The sequence below is a fragment of the Pseudochrobactrum kiredjianiae genome, assembly GCF_030362795.1.
Classification (GTDB): Bacteria; Pseudomonadota; Alphaproteobacteria; order Rhizobiales; family Rhizobiaceae; genus Pseudochrobactrum; species Pseudochrobactrum kiredjianiae.
This window is the reverse complement of sequence record NZ_JAUCBM010000003.1, coordinates 1-20,433: the sequence shown is the minus strand read 5'-3', so window position 1 is coordinate 20,433 and position 20,433 is coordinate 1. Positions and strand designations below refer to the sequence as shown.

Annotated in this window: 18 protein-coding genes; 10 read left to right on the top strand and 8 right to left on the bottom strand. The window is 50.0% G+C overall.

All coding sequences use genetic code 11. The features are described from left to right. The first annotated feature begins 22 nt into the window (after positions 1-22). Complete coding sequence (locus QUF18_RS07870) at positions 23-1,162, top strand: alpha-hydroxy acid oxidase (protein ID WP_289386518.1); 1,140 nt, start codon at positions 23-25, stop codon at positions 1,160-1,162. Positions 1,163-1,189: 27 nt separating this feature from the next. On the opposite strand, the gene QUF18_RS07865 is transcribed toward QUF18_RS07870, so the two are convergent. Then, positions 1,190-1,651, bottom strand: coding sequence for an Lrp/AsnC family transcriptional regulator (locus QUF18_RS07865; protein ID WP_151159768.1), 462 nt, complete (start codon positions 1,649-1,651; stop codon positions 1,190-1,192). Positions 1,652-1,954: 303 nt separating this feature from the next. Between QUF18_RS07865 and alr the strand changes: the two genes are divergently transcribed. Beyond that, on the top strand, positions 1,955-3,181 hold the full coding sequence (gene alr / locus QUF18_RS07860; protein WP_289386517.1) for an alanine racemase: 1,227 nt from the start codon (positions 1,955-1,957) through the stop codon (positions 3,179-3,181). A 57-nt stretch (positions 3,182-3,238) separates the two neighbouring features. Then, complete coding sequence (locus QUF18_RS07855) at positions 3,239-4,495, top strand: D-amino acid dehydrogenase (protein WP_289386516.1); 1,257 nt, start codon at positions 3,239-3,241, stop codon at positions 4,493-4,495. Between the two features lie 52 nt (positions 4,496-4,547). Here QUF18_RS07855 and QUF18_RS07850 read toward each other — a convergent pair whose 3' ends face one another. Then, positions 4,548-5,261: an autoinducer binding domain-containing protein gene (locus tag QUF18_RS07850; protein WP_289386515.1), complete on the bottom strand. Its 714-nt coding sequence runs from the start codon at positions 5,259-5,261 to the stop codon at positions 4,548-4,550. A 379-nt stretch (positions 5,262-5,640) separates the two neighbouring features. Then, a complete protein-coding gene (locus tag QUF18_RS07845; protein WP_289386514.1) occupies positions 5,641-5,976 on the bottom strand; it encodes a DUF4377 domain-containing protein in 336 nt (111 codons plus the stop codon). Positions 5,977-6,052: 76 nt separating this feature from the next. On the opposite strand from QUF18_RS07845, the gene QUF18_RS07840 reads away from it, so the two are divergent. Next, positions 6,053-7,282 carry a TIGR03862 family flavoprotein gene (locus QUF18_RS07840; RefSeq protein WP_289386513.1) on the top strand — a complete coding sequence of 410 codons (1,230 nt, stop codon included), beginning with the start codon at positions 6,053-6,055 and terminating at the stop codon, positions 7,280-7,282. Here the strand turns inward: QUF18_RS07840 and QUF18_RS07835 are convergent. Together QUF18_RS07835 and QUF18_RS07830 are read right to left on the bottom strand one after the other, a co-directional pair. Further along, on the bottom strand, positions 7,279-7,893 hold the full coding sequence (locus tag QUF18_RS07835) for a class I SAM-dependent methyltransferase (protein WP_289386512.1): 615 nt from the start codon (positions 7,891-7,893) through the stop codon (positions 7,279-7,281). The genes QUF18_RS07840 and QUF18_RS07835 overlap by 4 nt on opposite strands. An 8-nt stretch (positions 7,894-7,901) precedes the next feature. Continuing rightward, positions 7,902-8,567, bottom strand: coding sequence for a pseudouridine synthase (locus tag QUF18_RS07830; protein WP_289386511.1), 666 nt, complete (start codon positions 8,565-8,567; stop codon positions 7,902-7,904). 150 nt (positions 8,568-8,717) lie between these two features. Between QUF18_RS07830 and QUF18_RS07825 the strand changes: the two genes are divergently transcribed. Together QUF18_RS07825 and QUF18_RS07820 are read left to right on the top strand one after the other, a co-directional pair. Further along, a complete protein-coding gene (locus QUF18_RS07825) occupies positions 8,718-9,467 on the top strand; it encodes an extensin-like domain-containing protein (RefSeq protein ID WP_289386509.1) in 750 nt (249 codons plus the stop codon). A 101-nt stretch (positions 9,468-9,568) separates the two neighbouring features. Further along, positions 9,569-10,633, top strand: coding sequence for a bifunctional transcriptional activator/DNA repair enzyme AdaA (locus QUF18_RS07820; RefSeq protein ID WP_289386508.1), 1,065 nt, complete (start codon positions 9,569-9,571; stop codon positions 10,631-10,633). 6 nt (positions 10,634-10,639) lie between these two features. On the opposite strand, the gene QUF18_RS07815 is transcribed toward QUF18_RS07820, so the two are convergent. Beyond that, positions 10,640-11,185 carry a DUF924 family protein gene (locus QUF18_RS07815; protein WP_289386506.1) on the bottom strand — a complete coding sequence of 182 codons (546 nt, stop codon included), beginning with the start codon at positions 11,183-11,185 and terminating at the stop codon, positions 10,640-10,642. 136 nt (positions 11,186-11,321) lie between these two features. Beyond that, positions 11,322-12,650: an MFS transporter gene (locus tag QUF18_RS07810; protein ID WP_289386505.1), complete on the bottom strand. Its 1,329-nt coding sequence runs from the start codon at positions 12,648-12,650 to the stop codon at positions 11,322-11,324. A 900-nt stretch (positions 12,651-13,550) separates the two neighbouring features. On the opposite strand from QUF18_RS07810, the gene QUF18_RS07805 reads away from it, so the two are divergent. After that, the gene (locus tag QUF18_RS07805) at positions 13,551-15,596 is read left to right on the top strand and encodes a TonB-dependent receptor domain-containing protein (RefSeq protein ID WP_289386504.1); all 2,046 of its coding nucleotides are present in this window, start codon (positions 13,551-13,553) and stop codon (positions 15,594-15,596) included. Between the two features lie 92 nt (positions 15,597-15,688). Here QUF18_RS07805 and QUF18_RS07800 read toward each other — a convergent pair whose 3' ends face one another. Beyond that, positions 15,689-17,248: a D-aminopeptidase gene (locus QUF18_RS07800; RefSeq protein WP_289386503.1), complete on the bottom strand. Its 1,560-nt coding sequence runs from the start codon at positions 17,246-17,248 to the stop codon at positions 15,689-15,691. A gap of 248 nt (positions 17,249-17,496) precedes the next feature. On the opposite strand from QUF18_RS07800, the gene QUF18_RS07795 reads away from it, so the two are divergent. The 3 genes from QUF18_RS07795 (at position 17,497) to QUF18_RS07790 (ending at position 20,415) form a co-directional block, all read left to right on the top strand. Beyond that, on the top strand, positions 17,497-18,804 hold the full coding sequence (locus tag QUF18_RS07795; RefSeq protein WP_289386502.1) for an MFS transporter: 1,308 nt from the start codon (positions 17,497-17,499) through the stop codon (positions 18,802-18,804). Between the two features lie 101 nt (positions 18,805-18,905). Next, positions 18,906-19,199: a nucleotidyltransferase domain-containing protein gene (locus QUF18_RS20375; protein WP_353074501.1), complete on the top strand. Its 294-nt coding sequence runs from the start codon at positions 18,906-18,908 to the stop codon at positions 19,197-19,199. Positions 19,200-19,225: 26 nt separating this feature from the next. Then, a protein-coding gene (locus tag QUF18_RS07790; protein ID WP_289386482.1) for an IS3 family transposase occupies positions 19,226-20,415 on the top strand; the annotation gives its coding sequence in 2 pieces (ribosomal slippage) (positions 19,226-19,478 and positions 19,478-20,415; 1,191 coding nt in all). The last annotated feature ends 18 nt before the right edge of the window (positions 20,416-20,433 follow it).

Genomic DNA, 20,433 nt, shown 5'->3' with positions numbered 1-20,433 from the left:
AGAATTTAGAAAGCACGCAACTATGAGTACTGTTCTTGAAATCGCAGATTTGAAAAAACTGGCGCAGCGCCGCGTGCCAAAGATGTTTTTTGATTATGCAGATTCCGGCGCATGGACAGAATCGACCTATCGAGCGAATGAAAGCGACTTCGCCAATATCAAATTACGCCAGCGCGTGCTGGTGGATATGACTGATCGCTCACTGGCAACCACGATGATCGGCCAGAATGTTACAATGCCCGTTGCGCTCTCCCCGACCGGTCTTGCCGGTATGCAACATGCCGATGGCGAAATTCTGGCAGCGCAGGCAGCAGCAGAATTCGGTGTGCCTTTCACGCTTTCCACGATGAGTATTTGTTCGATTGAAGATGTGGCAGCGGCAACTAAAAAGCCCTTCTGGTTCCAGCTTTATGTGATGAAAGACCGTGACTTTGTTCGCAATCTGATTGAGCGCGCCAAAGTCGCCGGTTGTTCGGCACTGGTCTTGACGCTTGATCTGCAAATTCTTGGCCAGCGCCATAAAGACTTGCGCAATGGTCTTTCTGCCCCACCGAAATTTACGCCGAAACATATCTGGCAGATGATGACACGCCCGCAATGGTGCCTCGGCATGATGGGCACGCAACGCCGCACATTCCGCAATATTGACGGACATGCCAAAGGTGTCAGCGATCTCTCGTCCCTGTCCTCATGGACTGCCGAACAGTTTGATCCGAAACTGAACTGGGACGATGTAGAATGGATCAAAAACCTCTGGGGCGGCCCGCTGATCCTCAAAGGCATCCTCGATGAAGAAGATGCGTTGATGGCGGCTAAAACCGGTGCCGATGCGATTATCGTTTCCAACCATGGCGGCCGCCAGCTGGACGGCGCACCATCATCCATCTCCATGTTGCCGCGCATTGTCGATACGGTTGGCGACAAGGTAGAAATTCATCTCGACGGCGGTATCCGCTCCGGTCAGGATGTGCTGAAAGCCATCGCCCTCGGTGCCAAAGGGACTTATATCGGCAGGCCGTTTCTTTATGGTCTTGGCGCAATGGGCAAAACCGGTGTGACCAAAGCACTGGAAATCATTGCGCGTGAAGCGGATATCACGATGGCACTGTGCGGCAAGCGCCGGATCACAGATGTGGACAGCTCAATTCTGCATAAAGACTGAGCATTATTGTTATAGCAGAGCGCCACTTCATTTCACCGGCGCTCTGCTCAACAGCACACTGCGGATTGAGAAGCTGGAGTGAATACGCACCACACCTGGCAGACGTGACAAGATTTCTTTGTGAATGACCTCATAGGCCGCCGTATTTTCTGCCTCCGCGCGCAAGATATAATCCGCATCGCCCGTCATCAGATAACATTCCTGAATTTCCGGATGGCGGCGCACCGCCTCTTCAAAACGGTTGAGATATTCTTCCGTTTGCCGTTCCAGCGTAATGCGTACCAACGCCACCAGCCGGTCATCGGCATCGGGTGCCGCAACAATCGCCGTATAACCGCGGATAACCCCGCTTGTTTCCAGCAGCTGCACCCTGCGCAGGCAGGCCGATTGAGATAGCCCCACCTCTGTGGCAAGCTGACTATTGGTCATGCGGCCGTCACGGCGCAGACAGCGGATAATATTGCGATCAATAGCATCTAAGGTAGACACGCAGAATATTCCAATTCTCAGTATTTTATCGTGCTTATTGACTTATAATTCGCATAATTTGCGAAAAATAGCAAAAACATTCGAAGACTATTCGATTAAACTTCGAAATAGGGAGAGAGATACGGCTTGGCATTTCACGCATGGGATAATGGCGCTGAAGCGATGCTGCCTCTTATACAAAATTGTTTGCCCGTTCTGCGGTATTTGCCTCAGACCCGTCACGAAAAAGCGCAGGCTGTTTCGGTAGGCTGAGGTTTAAGCAAGCCGCATGAAAGGTCAGGCATCGACAATGCGGAAGTGCTTATGTCTGTAATCTTTTCTGATAGCCATGTGCCTGAGGCGGCCAACGCCTCTGATAACCAACAAGAGGCGGCCAACGCCTCCGATAACCAACAAGCGGCGGCCAACGCTTCTGACAACCCGCAAGCGCTGGCTGCAGGCGGCATTCTGACTATAGATCTCGGCGCTCTCCGCGCCAATTATAAGCTTATCGCCGATGCAATCACTCCGACCCGCACCGCCGCGGTGGTCAAAGCCGATGCCTATGGCTTGGGCGCAGATAAAGTCGCCCCGCAATTTTATGCAGCCGGTTGCCGCGACTTTTTCGTTGCGCATTTGAGCGAAGCTCTGAACTTGCAACCGCATATCGGCAAAGATGCCACGATTTATATTCTGAACGGTTTACAGCCGCAGACAGAAAAACTCTGCGCTGACCATAATATTGTGCCGGTACTCAACTCTCTTGAGCAATTGCAGAACTGGGCAGCGCTAGCCAAAGCCCAAAACCGCTCTCTCCCTGCTCTTCTGCAACTCGACACCGGCATGTCCCGTCTCGGCCTTTCCGAACAGGAACTGAAAGAACTGCTTGCAGATCAGTCTTTGCTGGACTGTGTGGATGTGAAATTCATCATCAGCCATCTGGCCTCCGGTGATAATGTGCAAAGCCCGCAGAATAAAGCGCAGTTGGAACGCATGCAGGCAGTACTGAAACTGCTGCCGCAATATGCCGTTGCCTTTTCCAATTCCGGCGGTACTTTTATGGAGCGCAGCTATCATTATGATCTGGCTCGTCCGGGCATTGCTCTTTATGGCGGCGCACCACAAGAAAACGCACCGAACCCGATGCAGCCGGTCGTGTCATTGCAGGCGCGCGTTATTCAGTGCCGTTCTGTTCCGGCTAAAACACTGGTCGGTTATGGCGGCAGCTATGAAACACAGACCGAGACGCGTATTGCAACAATCGCAGTCGGCTATGCGGATGGCTGGCCACGGCATTTGAGCAATAAAGGCTGCGCCTATTATGGTGATGTGCGCCTGCCGATTATTGGCCGCGTTTCCATGGACTCGATTACACTGGATGTCAGCGCATTGCCGGAAGGCACATTGAAGCTCGGCAGTCTGGTTGAGCTGATCGGCTCGCATCAGACGCTGGAACAAGTGGCTCAGGATGCAGGCACAATTACCTATGAGGTGCTGACATCTCTGGGGAACAGATATCATCGCATTTATATCAACGACATTCTTGCTTGAAAATATATCGCGACTGCATAGGCAGCATTTCAAGCCAAGCTCTGACAGAGGCAGACCATGAAAGTTACAATACTCGGCAGCGGTGTTATCGGCGTAACAACCGCCTATTATCTGGCGAAAGCCGGCCATGAAGTGACGGTGATTGACCGCCAGGAAGGCCCGGCGCTCGAAACCAGTTTCGCCAATGCCGGTCAGCTTTCCTATGGTTATTCCACGCCATGGGCTGCTCCGGGCATCCCGCAGAAAGCGGCAATGTGGCTGTTCAAAAAACATTCCCCGCTGATTTTCCGCCCGACCTGCAATCCGGCAATGTATAGCTGGCTGATGTCCATGCTGGCTAATTGCACTGCATCGGCCTATGCGACCAACAAAGCGCGTATGCTGCGCATTTCCAACTATAGCCGCGAATGCCTGACCGAACTGCGCAATGATACCGGCATCAGCTATGATGATGGCTCGAAAGGTACCCTGCAGCTGTTTCGCAGTCAGAAAGATTTTGACGCGGTTATGACCAAGGATATTGAAAGCCTGCGTCAGGACGGCATTAAATTTGAAGTGCTTGATGCGGAAGGTTGCACCCAAGCAGAACCTGCCCTTGCCAATGTAAAGCATATGATCGCCGGCGGCCTGCGTATGCCGGATGACGGCACTGGCGATTGCTTCACCTTCACCAATAAGCTGGCCAAAATGGCCGAAGAGCTTGGCGTAAAATTCCACTACAATGTGGACATCAAAGGCTTCCAGCTCAACAGCGGTAAGATCGTTGCAGTTGAAACCAACAAAGGCACCTTTACTGCTGACCGCTATGTCGCAGCACTCGGTAGCTTCACACCGCATCTGGTAAAAGGCCTAGGCCTTAATGTGCCGATCTATCCGGTGAAGGGTTATTCCATCACTATTCCGATTGTTGATGAATCGCGCGCGCCGGTTTCAACCATTCTGGATGAAACCTACAAGATTGCCATCACCCGCCTCGGTGACCGCATCCGCGTCGGCGGCATGGCTGAAGTCACAGATTATGTGACCCGTTTGCTGCCGGAACGTCGTGAAACACTGGAACTCTCCGTTGGCGGTCTGTTTGGGGGTGCCGGCGATCTGTCCAAGGCTACCTTCTGGTCAGGATTGCGTCCGATGACACCGGATTCAACGCCAATTATTGGCGCTACCAAATATGACAACCTGTATATCAATGCCGGTCACGGTACACTCGGCTGGACAATGTCCGCCGGCTCTGCCCGTGTGATGGCCGATCTGATCTCCGGCAAAAACCCGGATATCGACACATCCGATCTCGGCCTGTCGCGCTATAAATAAAGCGCCCATTCCTCGTAAAAAAGCCGCTGCAAAACTGCAGCGGCTTTTTTATTCAGAGAAGCCCGATCAAATGCGCTTTCATGACCGCATGGACTTTATTGGAAACAATCAGCTTATTCAGCACATTATTCATATGGAAATGCACTGTGCGCGGCGTGATGTTCAAAATGATGGAAATATCCTCTGCGGTTTTACCATCCCCCGTCCAGCGAAGAATTTCCCGCTCACGCAAAGTAATAATCTGATCTTCCGTATTATATGTCTCATCCAGATGATAAAAATCATAGACTTTACTGAATAAAGACAGGCTGATCTGATGCAATTCCGGTTCAAGTTCTTTCAGCTCAGCTTTACTGATCGCTCCGCTCTGACGACTGAAAGACAGAAAACCCGCAATCGACTGAGCCCCCCAGCATGACTGGGTAATCCCAACCGAATGCCCGTCGCGCTTCATCTCTTGCCACAAAATCTTATTTTGCTGATAGAGCTTGTCCGTCCACACCACAGGCTTGGAAGAACGCATAGCCATCTGAATGGCCGCATCAGTCAGGATACACTCATTGCGCGTATAATAATGACGCCAACTCTCAGAGTAATTGTCGAACCCCTTAATTTTAGGACGCGTTAATGACTGGGGGATACGGATTACAAAGCTATAATACTCAAAACCCAGTCGAATTGCGTGACTACTGATAATATCGACAAGTTCAATTTCCTGTAAATCTGCTACATTGACACCATAAAGTATTGGCCGTGATATATTCATCGGGAAAACCTTATATTTTTGCAAAATATCAATAAAAATAAATCAGTATAAAAAATCAGGACAAAAACAGAATAACAAAACAAATAAAAAATGACAATCAATTAGAATAAATTTCAAAAATAACGACTATATTTCAATAAACGTATAATTATTCAAGAATAGCTATGAATAATTATTGAAAAACAATTATCATTTAAACTAAATTTCTAAATAGAAATTAAATAAAATATGTAGTTTTTTCAGGTCGTGACATTTTTACCATGCATTTCGGCAAGATATTTCATCTCTACAGCTGACCTAATTGACATGATTCCACTCATAAAACAGAAAAGCCTGCTCAAAGAGCAGGCTCACTATTTTAGCAATCAAGAAATTACGCTTACTTCTTTTTGCTCAAAATCTTGACGAGCTTATAATTCAAACTAGAGGCATCTGCAGGAGGGTTCTTAACTTTAGTTATATTCACCTTCAGCTTGTATTTATAGCCCGGTTCATAGTCGAAACCGTCAATGCCGCTATAGAATAAAGTCCATTCACCTTTCGGGCTGGTCCGCACCTGCATACATTTTTGCGGGGCGACACCAACACAATCCACCAGCTTATTATTCACATAAAGCGTCTCGGTTTTACCGGCAGCATTTGCCTCCACTACAGGCAACAAAGCTGCGCTAAAAAGAGCAGCGGCAATGGCCGGAATGATAAAGGTCTTTTTCATAAGCATCTCCAAGGTTGCTTCTTACTTGCGTCAGCTTCGAACTTAGCTAAAACAAGCTGAACTGCAGGTGAACCGGATGACATTGACAACCACAACCACAAACAACGCGACCATTGCGATTATCGGCGGCGGCCCATCGGGGCTTGCTGCTGCCGAAATTTTATCCGCAAACGGACATGATGTTACGGTTTATGAAGCCATGCCGACAGTTGCACGCAAATTCCTGTTGGCAGGAAAGTCCGGGCTCAATATCACCCATTCAGAGCCCTATGAACGTTTTCGTACCCGCTATGGTTCCGCCACACTGCAATTAATTCCGGCACTCGATGCCTTCACACCTGCCGATATCTGCGAATGGACTGAAAAGCTGGATATTGAGGTCTTTACCGGCAGTTCGGGACGTGTTTTTCCAAAGCGTATGAAAGCCTCACCGCTCCTGCGCAACTGGGTTACACGTCTGGAAGCACAAGGTGTTACGATTTTAAAACGCCATCGCTGGAAAGGCTTCAGCGATGATGCCCTGTTATTCGATACGCCGGAAGGTGAAATTAAGAAAACCCATCATGCCGTTTTGCTGGCTCTGGGTGGTGCAAGCTATCCGCGCCTTGGTTCTGATGCGGTATGGGTGCCGTGGCTTGTAGAAAAAGGCATAGATATTGCGCCGTTTCGCCCCGCCAATTGCGGATTTGATGTTGAATGGAGTGCGCTTTTCCGCGAGCGCTATGCAGGCGCACCGCTGAAATCCGTTGCTGTCACTTCACCGGCAGGCCGGATCGAAGGCGAATTTGTTATCTCACAGCATGGCATCGAAGGCAGCCTGATCTACGCACATACTGCCGCATTGCGCGATCAGTTAGAGACAAATGGCACAGCCAGCCTCTCGCTTGACCTCACACCCGCCCGCCCGCTGGAACGTCTGATCCGCGACATCACCAAACAGGGCAACAAAAGCAGCTTCTCCAACCGCCTACGCAAAGCCACAGGATTGGAAGGCGTCAAAGCCGCCTTATTGCGCGAGCTGGTACCAGATATTCAGCAACGAACACAGGAAGGCCTCGCCCAGCAGATTAAAAATCTGCAATTGCCATTACTTCGCCCGCGTCCGATCGCGGAAGCGATTTCTTCTGCTGGCGGCATTGTCTGGGATGAGGTCAGTGAAAACTACATGCTGCATAAATTACCGGGCGTTTTCGTTGCCGGTGAAATGCTGGATTGGGAAGCGCCGACTGGCGGCTATCTGCTCACCGCCTGCTTTGCCACAGGCCGCGCGGCCGCTAAAGGCATTATGGGCTGGCTTAAATATTAAACAATCTTCGCTTTGACAAACACATCATAGCGCGTACTTTTTCCTAAAATCTGATGCGATGGCTTGCGAATACCTGCCATCGGCTCGGCACGTAGCGGCCACTTCAGCACAACACGGTTGAGCGCAACGTCCAGCGCCACCTGCATCAACCTTTCCGCATCAGGATCAGTACCGACAATCTCACGGATCTGACGCATTTCTTTTTTGACCAGCGCTGTATTTCCGCGCGGCGGATGCATCGGGTCAACCAACACCACTTGCGGGTTCAACGCTGGCAACAGCTCTGAGGAATCCCCGTGCAACAGTGTCATACGCGCCACGGTCTCCGCTAAGCGCCCGCCTTCGGCTGCTGCCCGTTCCAGCCCTGCCGCCAGCAAAGCATGCATTTTCTCTGAACGCTCAATCAGCGTTACTTTTGCCCCCAAGGCTGCCAGCAAAAATGCATCGCGGCCAAGTCCGGCTGTAGCATCCACAATATCCGGTGTAACACCGCGCACCAGTCCTGCCGCTTTGGCAAGCGCCTGCCCGCGCCCCTCACCGGAGCGGAAACGATGCCCCACGGCACCGCCGACAAAATCAACAATCAGGTCTGTATCATCTGCTTGCTGCATATCTTCTCTCAAAACGGACAGGGAATAGTAAAAGTTACAGTACGACCATCAGGATGCCGGAAGCTCAGACTTTCCGCATGCAGCAATAACCGGTCTGCCGCCTGCAATGCAGCGCCTTCCGCATAGAACTCATCACCGAGCATCACATGACCGATGGCTTTCATATGCACACGCAGCTGATGCGTGCGCCCGGTCAGCGGAAACAAGCGCACACGTGTTGTCTGTTCATTCCGCTCCAGCACCTGCCATCGGCTTTGTGCAGCTTTGCCATGTTCATAATCCACACGGTGACGCGGCTTATTCTCCGGATCAATCGTCAAGGGCAGATCAATCAACCCCTCATCCTCAGCCACATTGCCCCAGACGACAGCGACATAGGATTTTTCCGTGCTGCGCTCTTCAAATTGTCTGGCAATCTGCGCATGGGCTTTGCGGTTCAGCGACATCAGCACAACGCCGGATGTGTCCTTATCCAAACGATGGATCATTAGAGCTTTTGGAAACTGCTTCTGTACCCTTGTTGCCAAACTATCCGACAAGGCAGGATCGCGCCCCGGCACAGATAGCAATCCGCTTGGCTTATCCAGCACCAGAATATCCGTATCCTGATAGATCACCGAAACCGGATCCATCGGCGGATTATAAACAGGGGGAACAGAAGAGTATGCGCTCATAGCCCCCTCTAACATAATTTGTCAGCTGCATAGAAGAGCGAGTTTGAAGGTAAATTAAGAAAAACGGGAACTCAAAGCGCAGTTTGGCGGTTTATAAAAACACACTTATGTAAAACCCACGTGGTTTTGCACCTTCAGAAAAGGATTGTGATGCAGAGTTTTCGGCATTTTCTATCGCTTTTTATGCTCATCTCCATTTTTGCAACCGCTCCGGCAATCGCAAAACCTGTCCCTGTTCCGGCAACGAAACCTGCCATTGAGCAACCTAAACCCGCATCGCCTTTACCAAAACCAGAGCCGAAACAAAGCCCCACGCCTGAGCCACAGAATATGCAAAAACCTGAGCGAATTTATCAGGCGGCCTGTCTGCCCCTGTTGCAAAACGAAATCACCGGCAAAGTCCTTCCCCCTGTGAAAGAAGGCCAATGCGAGATCAGAAGTCCGCTTGAGATCACCGCATTTAACAAACCCATATCAATAGCACTCGATCAACCGGTGACGACAAATTGCACCATGGCTGTTGCGCTCAATGAATGGGTGCAGCAGGCCAATAGCCTCGCAAAAACCCATCTTGGCAGCGATATTAAAACCATTGGCTCCGGTTCGCATTATCAATGCCGCAATGTCAATAATGGTGCGAATGGCCGTGTCTCAGAACATGCTTTTGCCAATGCATTAGATATCATGTCATTTACACTGACCAATGGTGAGACAACTGAACTCGCAAAAGATTGGAACGGCAAGGACAAGCAAAAGCAATTCTGGCGTGCATTACATGCAAAAAGCTGCTCTCTTTTCATGACAGTCTTAGGGCCAGAAGCAGACGACGCCCATAAAACCAATCTGCATCTTGATATGGGTTGTCATGGCAAATCCTGCACCTATCGCATTTGTCAGTAATTCATATTAGATTTTGACTGAACCGTTTGAACTGCCCTAAACAAAAAAATAGACGCCCGATTTCCGGCGGCACAGATCACGAACCATGATAGAGTTTCGTTATGCTATTCACATTACCAGATCCGAAAATCCTCTATCAGGCCCTTCTTGACCGTGACCAGTCCTATGACGGCCATGTTTTTGTCGGCGTCACCAGTACCGGCATTTTCTGCCGCCTGTCCTGTCCGGCACGTAAGCCTAAATTCGAGAACAGCCGTTTCTTCGATCATCCGGCAACCTGTATGGAGGCGGGTTTCCGCCCTTGTCAGCGCTGCCGTCCGCTGGATTTCTTCCGTGGTAAAGAGCCGGTTGTTGCCAAATTGCTGGATTGTCTGGATGCACGCCCTGATCATTTCTGGTGCGAAGATGATATCATTGCCATGGAGCTTGATCCATCAACCGTACGCCGTGCCTTCAAGCGCCATATCGGCATGACGTTTCTGGATATGGCGCGCCTGCGTCGCAAAGCACGCGGACTTGAAAGCATTGCAGCTGGCAATTCGATAATCGATGCACAGCTTGATGCCGGTTATGATTCCGGTAGCGGCTTTCGCGAGGCAATCACCCAGCTGATCGGTGATACACCTGCACAACTCAAAGGCCGTGAGCTGCTCAAAGCCGACTGGCTGGAAACGCCTATCGGTTCCATGCTCGCCGTTGCCGACCAGCATCATCTGCATTTGCTGGAGTTTTTTGAGCGTAAAGGCCTGCCGAATGAGCTGAAAAAACTGCGCCAATATACCAAATCTTCGATCAGCTTTGGTCGCCTACCACCGATTGATCAGATCGAAGCAGAGTTGAAGCTCTATTTTACTGGTGGCTTTACCGGTTTTAAGACACCGCTCGCACTCTATGCTCCGGCCTTTACCCGCTCTGTCTGGGATGCACTACAGGAGATACCGCTGGGGCAGACCTGTTCCTATGCCGAACTGGCAGAGAACACCGGACGCCCCGATGCCATCCGTGCCGTGGCCAATGCCAATGGTGCCAATCAGCTTTCCATCATCATCCCATGCCACCGCACCATCGGCTCTGACGGCGCGCTGACAGGATATGGTGGCGGATTATGGCGCAAACGCTGGCTGCTGGAGCATGAGAAGCGTATGGCTGCACAATCCGCCGCCTGAGCTTGCTTAAAAGCCTGTATGGGTTTTCAGGAATTCAGTTTCTTCCGGCGTGTTTTTACGCCCGAGAACCGCATTGCGATGCGGGAAACGACCAAATTCCTCGACAATATCGCGGTGCTCTTTGGCAAAACCCAAGGCAAAATCATTACCCAGCGCCTTATAGAGCTTCACACATTGCTCCTGATCCTCCACGACTTCACTATGCATCAGCGGCAGATAAAAGAATTGACGCGCCTTTTCATCAACAGCCTGATCATAATCATGCTCCAGCGCATATTTTGACAGCGCACAAGCTAACGGATCACTGGCAAATGCCTTTGGACTGCCACGGAACATATTGCGCGGAAACTGATCGAAAATAAGCGTCAGCGCCAAAGCACTTTTGGCATCCTTCTTCCAATCGGCAAGCTCGCCCGCAACAGCCTGCTCATAAACCGCTCCGAAACGCTGCTGGATTTGCAGATCAAGATCATCAGAACGCACAAACCAATGTGCCTCAGTGGCTTCTGAAAACCAAAAATCCAGAATGTCCTGCGGTGTCACCTGCGCCATTGATTATCTCTCCTGTTACTTATGTACTCTGATATACATAGAGCAAATTCTGCCACTTACCAGTTCCCGATATTTTTATGGACTGACAAACAAAAAAGGAGCCGCAAGCGGCTCCTTTTTCTCTCTGCCTGTCAGATCAGGATGAGAATTCTTTGTCCTTGTGACCAAGAATAGCCAGCAAGGTAATGACCGCTGCAACCAGCAGATACAGACCAACATGCGCAAGGCTGTAGGTCGTTGCCAGCCATGTCGCAATATATGGCGCCAGAGATGCACCAAAAATACTGGCCATATTAAAGGTCATCGACGCGCCTGTATAACGGACAGATGTCGGGAATGGCGAAGCCAGCGCTGCGCCAATCGGACCATAGGTCATACCCATCAGAGCAAAGCCGATGATCGAGCACAAGACTGCGCCAACAAGACCTGCACTCAGCAATGGCGCCATAAACAGACCAAACACACCAATACCAATGGTTGTGAGGATCATAATGAAGCGACGGCCAAAACGATCAGACAGCAGACCAGAAACAGGAATCAACAGACCAAAGAACGCAACGCCAACCATCTGGATAAACAGGAACTGCTCACGCGAATAGCCAAGGCCAGCCTGCTCCACCGGACGCGTTGCCCAGGACAACATGAAGACTGTCATCAGATAGAACAATACGAATGTTGCCAGTGCCGAGAAAGTACCGAGCACCAGTGCGCGTTTGTGGTTTTTGAACACAGCTGCCAGCGGCACCTGTACGCGCTCCTGCTTATCCATAGCTTTCTGGAATTCAGGGGTCTCAGTGATTTTGAGACGAACATACAGACCAACAGCCACCAGCAGGATCGAACCCACGAAAGGAATACGCCAGCCCCAGCTGAGGAACTGTTCATTGGTCAGTGTTGCACCAAGAATGATGAACGTACCGGCAGAAAGAATAAAGCCAATCGGCGCACCAAGCTGCGGGAACATCGCATACCATGTACGCTTACCGGCAGGGGCGTTTTCTGTGGCGAGCAACACGGCACCGCCCCATTCACCGCCAAGACCAAGCCCCTGACCGAAGCGGCAAAGCGCCAGCAACAGCGGTGCAGCGACACCGATCTGCGCATAAGTTGGCAGCAAACCGATAATGACAGTCGACAGCCCCATGGTCATCAAGGCAGCAACCAATGTTGCTTTGCGGCCGATCTTGTCACCAAAATGGCCGAAAACCATAGCGCCAAACGGGCGGGCAAAAAACGCAATCGAGAATGTTGCAAAGGATTGCAACATTGCAGACGTCGGATCACTTGCCGGAAAGAATACGGCAGGAAACACCAGCACGGCGGCAGTGGCGTAAACATAAAAATCGAAGAATTCGATTGTCGTACCTACAAGGCTGGCAAACAGCACACGCGCAGGCGAATTCAATACCGGAGCTACCTTGTCATTTTTACTGGCAGCTTTACCGGAAGCACCGGAAACACTCATCTTTTTATCCTGTTTATACAGGGTTCTGCCTGTAAAATGGTACAGTGCGGAACCTGCTGAGATATCAATGCAGAACAACGTCTCAGACAATATACTTATTCAGAAATATGAAACTTTGCCGGAATCCGGCATGTTCGCATATTATGATCGCAATGATTTATCCGATTAAAAGCAAGAAAACTATCCGAATTATAAATATTTCTTTGAAAAATTGCGCAAAACGCAGCTTTATTTTGCACATTGCACGAAGCTGCGCCTGTTTGCTAAATATTCTGATTACGACAGTTCAATCCGGCCAAGCTGAAACAAACGACCATTGCCGAACTTATCATAATACCGTCGCAGAATGGTCATCGGTATTTCACCAAAATCGAATATAGCACAGGCGATCCAGCTATTCGGAGTTTCCGTTGATGCGCTTGCAACCCAAAAACAAAGCCTACAGAAGCCAGCCACCTGCAAAGCGGGTCAACTGCGGCGGTAGCTGCTCATCTTCCGCCTGGTCACCGCGCTGGCTAACCCACGCATCAGGCAGGACATTGAGAGAGCATTTTTGATACGAAACAAACAGCTGATTTCAGTTCGCAAGAATAAGCTGTGCCCTAAAGCATATCGCAGGGGCATGAACTCATTGAGCTGCCGCGAACATGCGACAGTTAAAAAAATCTAGAGCGAGCACACTGACCACATGCAACGTGCCACGCACTAACACATTAAAATTAGAGCATAATTTTTCCTTAAACTGATCCAGGTTTAAGGATTTATGTTCTAGTGTATTTTTCCCACACTGAATTTTTAAAATCGTTTATCGTGTATTAATAAGCATTTTAGCTTGACCATTTATTCCCTGACATTAATAGGAGTAATTAACTCATATTAATGTCAGGGGTGATTATGACAATGCGATCGACACAAGTTTTGAAGTCAATCCTGCTGGTTAGTACAAGTCTGCTAACCTTCAGCGCTGCGGTTTCAGCACAAGAAACTGCTGAAAATGATGTAAAACCTGCGGGCGGAGCCATTGTTCTTGAACAGATTGTTGTTACAGCATCCTCTGTCGCCACAAATGTAAAAGATGCCCCTGCCAGCATTTCAGTTGTTGGGCAGGAACAGTTACAGCAAAAAGGCGCACCTGATATTACAGAAGCCCTCAGAACAGTTCCGGGCCTGAATGTCGGCTTTGGCAGTGATGGTACGCGCGGCATCAGCATGCGCGGCATGGGCAGCGGTTATACGCTCATCCTTATTGACGGGAAGCGCGTCGGCTCCGGCCTTACAACAATGCGTCATTATAACGGCGATCTCGACTGGGTGCCGGTTGATGCAATTGATCGTATTGAAGTGGTGCGTGGCCCTATGTCCACCCTTTATGGTTCAGATGCACTGGGTGGCGTTGTTAATATCATCACCAAAAAATCTGGTGACAAATGGACTGGTTCGCTGACAACGGAATGGATTCAGCCTGAAAGCAAGGCAACAGGTGTCACCAAAAAGGTTGGCGCTTATGTGAGCGGGCCCATCGTACCTGAAGAACTGACATTCACTGCCTTTGGTAATATCAGCAGAAAAGACGCGTCCGATCCTTCCCGTCACAATGATATTCAAACGCCGGGCGGAAGTGATGATTACGACGTTGCCGGTCGTCTGACATGGACACCAACCGATAACCAGATGTTTGAGCTAGAAGTCGGCACTGGTAAAGAAAAATATAAACCGTCACTCGCCGATGGTGCAATTGACACCAGCAAAACATCTATACGCCGCACGACCGCATCTTTACGCCATGTCGGAGAGTGGGATTTTGGTACATCTACAATCACAGCTTCTCTTGAAGATGCAGATAACCATCATAACACCACAAATCGTGCAGGTGATATCACCGGCGACACGACAATCAACGTACGTAGTTACACGCTCGACGGTAAAGTATCGATGCCGCTCGATTTTTTGTTCGAGCAGAATCTAACTTTAGGCGCTGAATATCGCCACGAAGCAATGAAAGATCCAGAAAATCTCGGCAAACCAAACTCTGTTACCGGAACCACAGGCTCAACCGAAACAAGCATCTGGACAGCTGCTATTTTCGCGGAAGACCAGATCAAACTAACTGATGATTTGAAACTCACCGCGGGGCTGCGCATTGATCGCCATGAGAAATTTGGCACTCATGCAAGCCCGCGCCTGTACTTAAATTATGATGTCAACGATAATCTGACATTGAAAGCCGGCTGGGCTCAAGCCTTTAAAGCGCCGAACATGCGCCAGCTCAATCCAAACTGGGTACAGACATCGCGTGGTCGTGGTTGTGGCGCCGTTGGCGGCCCTTGCGAAATGGTTGGTAACCCTGATCTGAAGCCTGAAACCAGCAATAGTTTTGAGCTGGGCGGTATTTATGTTCAGGATAACTGGGAAGCCGGTCTGACATATTTCTATAATGAAATTGATGACAAGATCACATCAGCCCGTAAAGCATCACTGATCCAGCCTGATGGCACAAAATACGTACAGCAGATCAATATTGACCGTGCACGTACACAAGGCTTTGAAGGTAACCTGTCTGTTAATCCGCATCCGGACTGGACATGGACGAACTCGTTCACTTATCTGATCGAAAGCCGTAACCTTGAAACAGGTATGCCGCTCTCAGCTGATCCGAAATACTCCATCAACACTGAACTGACATGGCAGGTTCGTGAAGATTTCAGTGTGACAGGTGGTTTGGCATTCTATGGCAAACAGGTGGATTACGTTTCCACTCCTGAAACACTCACCGCTCAGAACGTATCGGCTTACAATATCGCCAATGTTTCGTTCAAATATGATCCGACCGAGAACTTCACCTTCCGTGCAGGTGTAAATAACATCTTTGATAAGCAGCCAAAATCTGAATCAAACTTTGTTGAAAACGGACGTAGCTACTTCATCTCTCTGACATCAAAATTCTGATGCCAGTCATTTTCAACGGGAATAAATTTCGCTATTGAAAATGAATTCAGAACAAATAAAAACCGCCGGAATTTCCGGCGGTTTTTTTAATATCAGCCCTTTTTATAGCTCAGTCCGCGGGCAAGCCAGCAGCCAATTGTAAGTCCTGTAATCGCACCTTTTGCATCACGCTCGGCAACCACCGTCCAGTCACCCGGAGCCGGAGCATCCATGCCACGCTGGCAAGGCAGCAACCAAATATCCTCGGCAATCGCATAAAGCGGCTGCATCGGCCCTTTACCGAGAAAGCCATCAAACGCCGCATAAGCTGCGTCACCGGCGATCTCACAGACAAAACTCGCATCCATTTCCGCACAATAGTAAGAACCGGCAATATCCGCCCGCCCCTCGCCGGAAACACGATGCATCTGCGCTGACAGGTTTTCAGCTTCTCTACGCAAAGAAACAGCATCGCCGTTTCGCTGCAAGACCATACCAGTTGACCGCAAACCTCCATCGCTCTGCATTGTCATCATTTCCGGCGACGTAGCAAAACGGGCATGCACCTGTCCGTCCATTGCCGGAGCAAGACTGAGGCTCAGCTTTGTTTGCGGATCGAAATAATTGCCATACCACTCCGCATCTACAGGGAGAGCTTGCGTCTTTGCTTTTTGAAGCCCCAAAGCCGCCCGCATCAATTGTTCTGCGGCACCCGAAGCGCCGCCCTGATGGTTGAACATTGTAATCACCGAAAGGCGATGCTCGGCAGCATGCAAGCGCTGACAACGCCAGCCGCGCAAAGCGCCGCCATGCCCGGTAATTTTCACACCGTTAAAATTCAGATGATTCAGGCCGAAGCTATAACAAGCCGGTTTTCCGTCTTTATAAAATTGCGGACGGGACAGGCGGTTATATATCCCGTTTTCATCATCCCGCGTTGCATCAATAAACTGATCCCACGCAATCATATCATCGAGCGATGCACAAATACCTGCATCGCCGCTCCAATGAATATTATTCACAGCTGGCGTAAAGCCAGACACGATATTGCCTTCGTAACCGACAGCGCCGCCAGGTGTAACCGATGTATCGGGGAACAGACCCGCTGTTTTCATACCAGCTGGCAGAAAAATGCGCTCACGTAACAACTCGTCAAGCGAGCGACCGGTTTTCTCTTCAATCAGGAAAGAGAGCAAACGGAAATTGCCATTATTATAAGAGTAATGCGTGCCACTTTCAAAATGGGTTGTGCGAAGTTTACCCAACAATTTACGCGCATCATCAGGTGTAAATAATCCTTCTGGATCAGCCCCGCAGATCACAGTCAGCGCCCAGTAATCCCGCAAGCCGGACTGGTTATTACACAGATCAACAACCTTAGGACGCGCGCCTTCGAAATCAGGCAGATATGAAGCGAGAGCATCGTCTAAAGCGGCGGTGTCACCAAACGCATCAAGCAGTGCAGCGCAGGTAAATTCCTTACTGACAGAACAGATTGGCATCAGAGTTGCCGCACTCATAGGCACTCTTTTCGCCAGATCAGCATAACCCCAGATGCGTTTTGAAATCACCTCACCATCTTTGATGACAGCAGCAACGCCACCTGGTCCTTTATACTGGTCTGAAAGACTGCGCATAACGGCATCAATGGCTGATTTATCAACGGCTTGCATAAGTATAATTCCCGCATTTTTGCTCTTTGACATCAGGAATAAGCTACACATCTGCACAGCTCAAGAGGGATTTTTAGCTTTCATTGTCGTAACTGTAAAAGAGTTCCCTGAAACATTGAAAATTAGACCTAACAAAGCTGCTTTTTATAAAATCCCATATTTCATTTATTGCTGAATTAATAAAATCTGGCCATTGGCATGACCCGAACTGTTGGCTAGGCTCTGCTTCTCTTGTAGGAGGGAGAATAATGTCAAACAGTCATGCCTTGATTGGTGAGGAAACCGAACAGATCGGGTTAAAAACCCGCGCTGAGAAAACCAAACTGATTGCCGCTGCCGGTGTCGGCAACTTTCTCGAAATCTTTGATTTCACCGTTTATAGTTTCTTTGCTGCAATCATCGGCAGAGTATTTTTTCCATCAGATAATCCGCTTGTTTCGTTACTAATCGCCGTTTCCGTCTTTGGGGTCGGCTTTATCATGCGGCCACTAGGCAGTATTCTGATCGGTGCCTATGCAGACCGTAAGGGGCGTAAATCAGCAATGTTGCTGACCATTATGTTGATGGCTGCTGGTAGTGCATTGATCGGTTTTGCTCCGCCCTATGAAATGATCGGTTGGGCTGCACCTATGTTGATTGTACTTGGGCGCTTGCTACAGGGCTTCTCTGCGGGTGGCGAAATCGGTGCGGCCACAACTTTACTTATGGAATCCGCTGGCAAAAATGAACGCGGCTTTTTTGTTAGCTGGCAGTTTATCGGTCAGGGGTTAAGTTCTATGTGCGGCGCACTTTTTGGTGCCGGTTTAACCTATTTTCTGTCAGATGAAGCACTTCATAGCTGGGGCTGGCGCGTGCCGTTTATCTTCGCTCTACTCATCATTCCGGTCGGCCTCTATATCCGTGCCCACATCAATGAGACCTTCGTTGGCGCGGAACATGATGATGCAACTGGAGCAACTAATCCGGTTAAAGAACTGGTGACGACGCATTTCCGTCAGTTTTTCATCGCCATTTTCATGGTGATGCCAATGACTTTGCTGATGTATATCATGGTCTTCTATATGCCCACCTATCTCAAAGAAATCACCGCCATGGACGCGACTATGTCCTATATGATCAGTGCTGCAACCAGTATTGTGATGATTATCTTTGCTTTACTTGCAGGACTTGCCTGTGACCGGCTGCCAAAACGTAAACCACTGGCACTCACGATCATTGCTATCAGTCTGATCTCTTCATGGATGTCTTTCCAACTGGTTGCACAATTCTGGCCGTTTTTCATCAGTCTGCTAGTGACGATAGCAGCTCTGGGCGCGCTGCTCACTACCGGTCTTCTGATTATTATGGAAGCATTCCCGCGATCCGTGCGGGCTTCAGCAACAGCTATGACCTATGGAATCGGCGTTACCATCTTTGGCGGCACAGCCCAAATCGTTGTTACATGGCTACTGGAGATAACCAATAAAAACCCGATGGCACCATTCTGGTATCTCGGTGTCATGCTGGTTATTGCATTCATTGCCTATGCGCTGTTCAAAGAAGAACGGTATATTTAATCACACGACACACATATCTATGGCGTATACTTGCGCCATAGATACTAATTCCGAGAATGTTCTACTATGCAGAAGACTGAGCCTGAGATTACAGCACAAACATTAGCAGCTTCGTCAGTTTTAAAAAAATCTTACAGGACAAACTACTCGGGATTTATATTCATGGCTCTGCTCTGGGTGGCGCATTAAAACCGCAGAGTGATATTGATCTGCTAACGGTCCTCAAAAGCTCTTTAAATACAGAAGAGCGTACAAAGCTATTAGCTGCCTTGATGCAACTTTCCGGTCGTCATCCCGCACAGGACATTCATGAGCGCTGTCTTGAAGTTATGATCTTCATACAGGCCGAATTAGCAACTGACCTGCCACTGAGAATTTCCTCCAGAATGGATTAGAGTCCGGCCCGATAAAGGACGGACGAATGAAGAAGCAGCGATTTACGGAAGAGCAGATTATTGCGGTGCTGAAGGAGCAGGAGGCAGGCATGAAGGTGGCCGACCTGTGCCGCAAGTATGGGATTTCGGACGCAACATTTTATAACTGGAAAGCCAAATACGGCGGTATGGAGGTGTCCGAGGCGAAGCGCCTGAAGGCACTCGAAGAAGAGAACGCCAAGCTTAAGAAGCTGTTGGCCGAGCAGATGCTCGATGCCGCCGCACTCCGCGAGCTTCTCGCAAAAAAATGGTAGGGCCTGCCGCCAAGCGTGACGCCGTTGCACATCTGAAGGACATAATGGGTCTTTCGGAGCGGCGGGCCTGCCAGATTGTTTCGGCTGATCGCAAGATGATCCGCTATCGGTCCTGCCGACCGCCGGAGGTCGAATTGCGAGCAAAGTTGCGCGATCTCGCCAACGAGCGACGGCGCTTCGGCTACCGACGGCTGTTCGTCCTGCTCAGGCGGGACGGAGAGCCATCCGGCGTCAACCGCATCTATCGGCTGTATCGCGAGGAAGGGCTTTCGGTTCGCAAGCGGAAGGCTCGACGAAGGGCCGTCGGCACGCGTGCGCCGATCCTGGTCGAGGCGAAAGCAAATGCCCGTTGGTCTCTCGATTTCGTGCACGACCAGTTTGCATGCGGGAGACGGTTCCGGATCCTCAATATCGTTGATGATGTGACACGGGAATGCCTGGCAGCAATCCCGGACACCTCAATCTCCGGCCGCCGTGTCGCCCGAGAACTGACGACGCTGATCGAACGACGCGGCAAGCCCGGAATGATTGTCTCCGATAACGGCACGGAACTCACCTCGAATGCCATCCTGGCCTGGTCGAAGGATCACAAGGTTGAGTGGCACTATATCGCGCCAGGAAAGCCTATGCAGAACGGCTATGTTGAATCCTTCAACGGTCGGATGCGCGACGAATTGCTCAACGAAAGCCTGTTCTTTGGCCTCGATCACGCCCGCAGCGCCATCGCCCAATGGGCCGACGATTACAACAATTTCCGGCCACACTCGTCGCTGGGATACCAAACCCCGGCAGACTATGCTGGATCCATCGCCGCAACCGGCTCCAACGCTGCGCAAGATGAAAGCTTGGCGTTTCCGCCGGTTGCTACCAACACGCCAATTGGCGTAGTCAAAACCGCCGAGGCTCTAATCGCCGTTGGATGAAAGTTCAGTGGCAGGTCA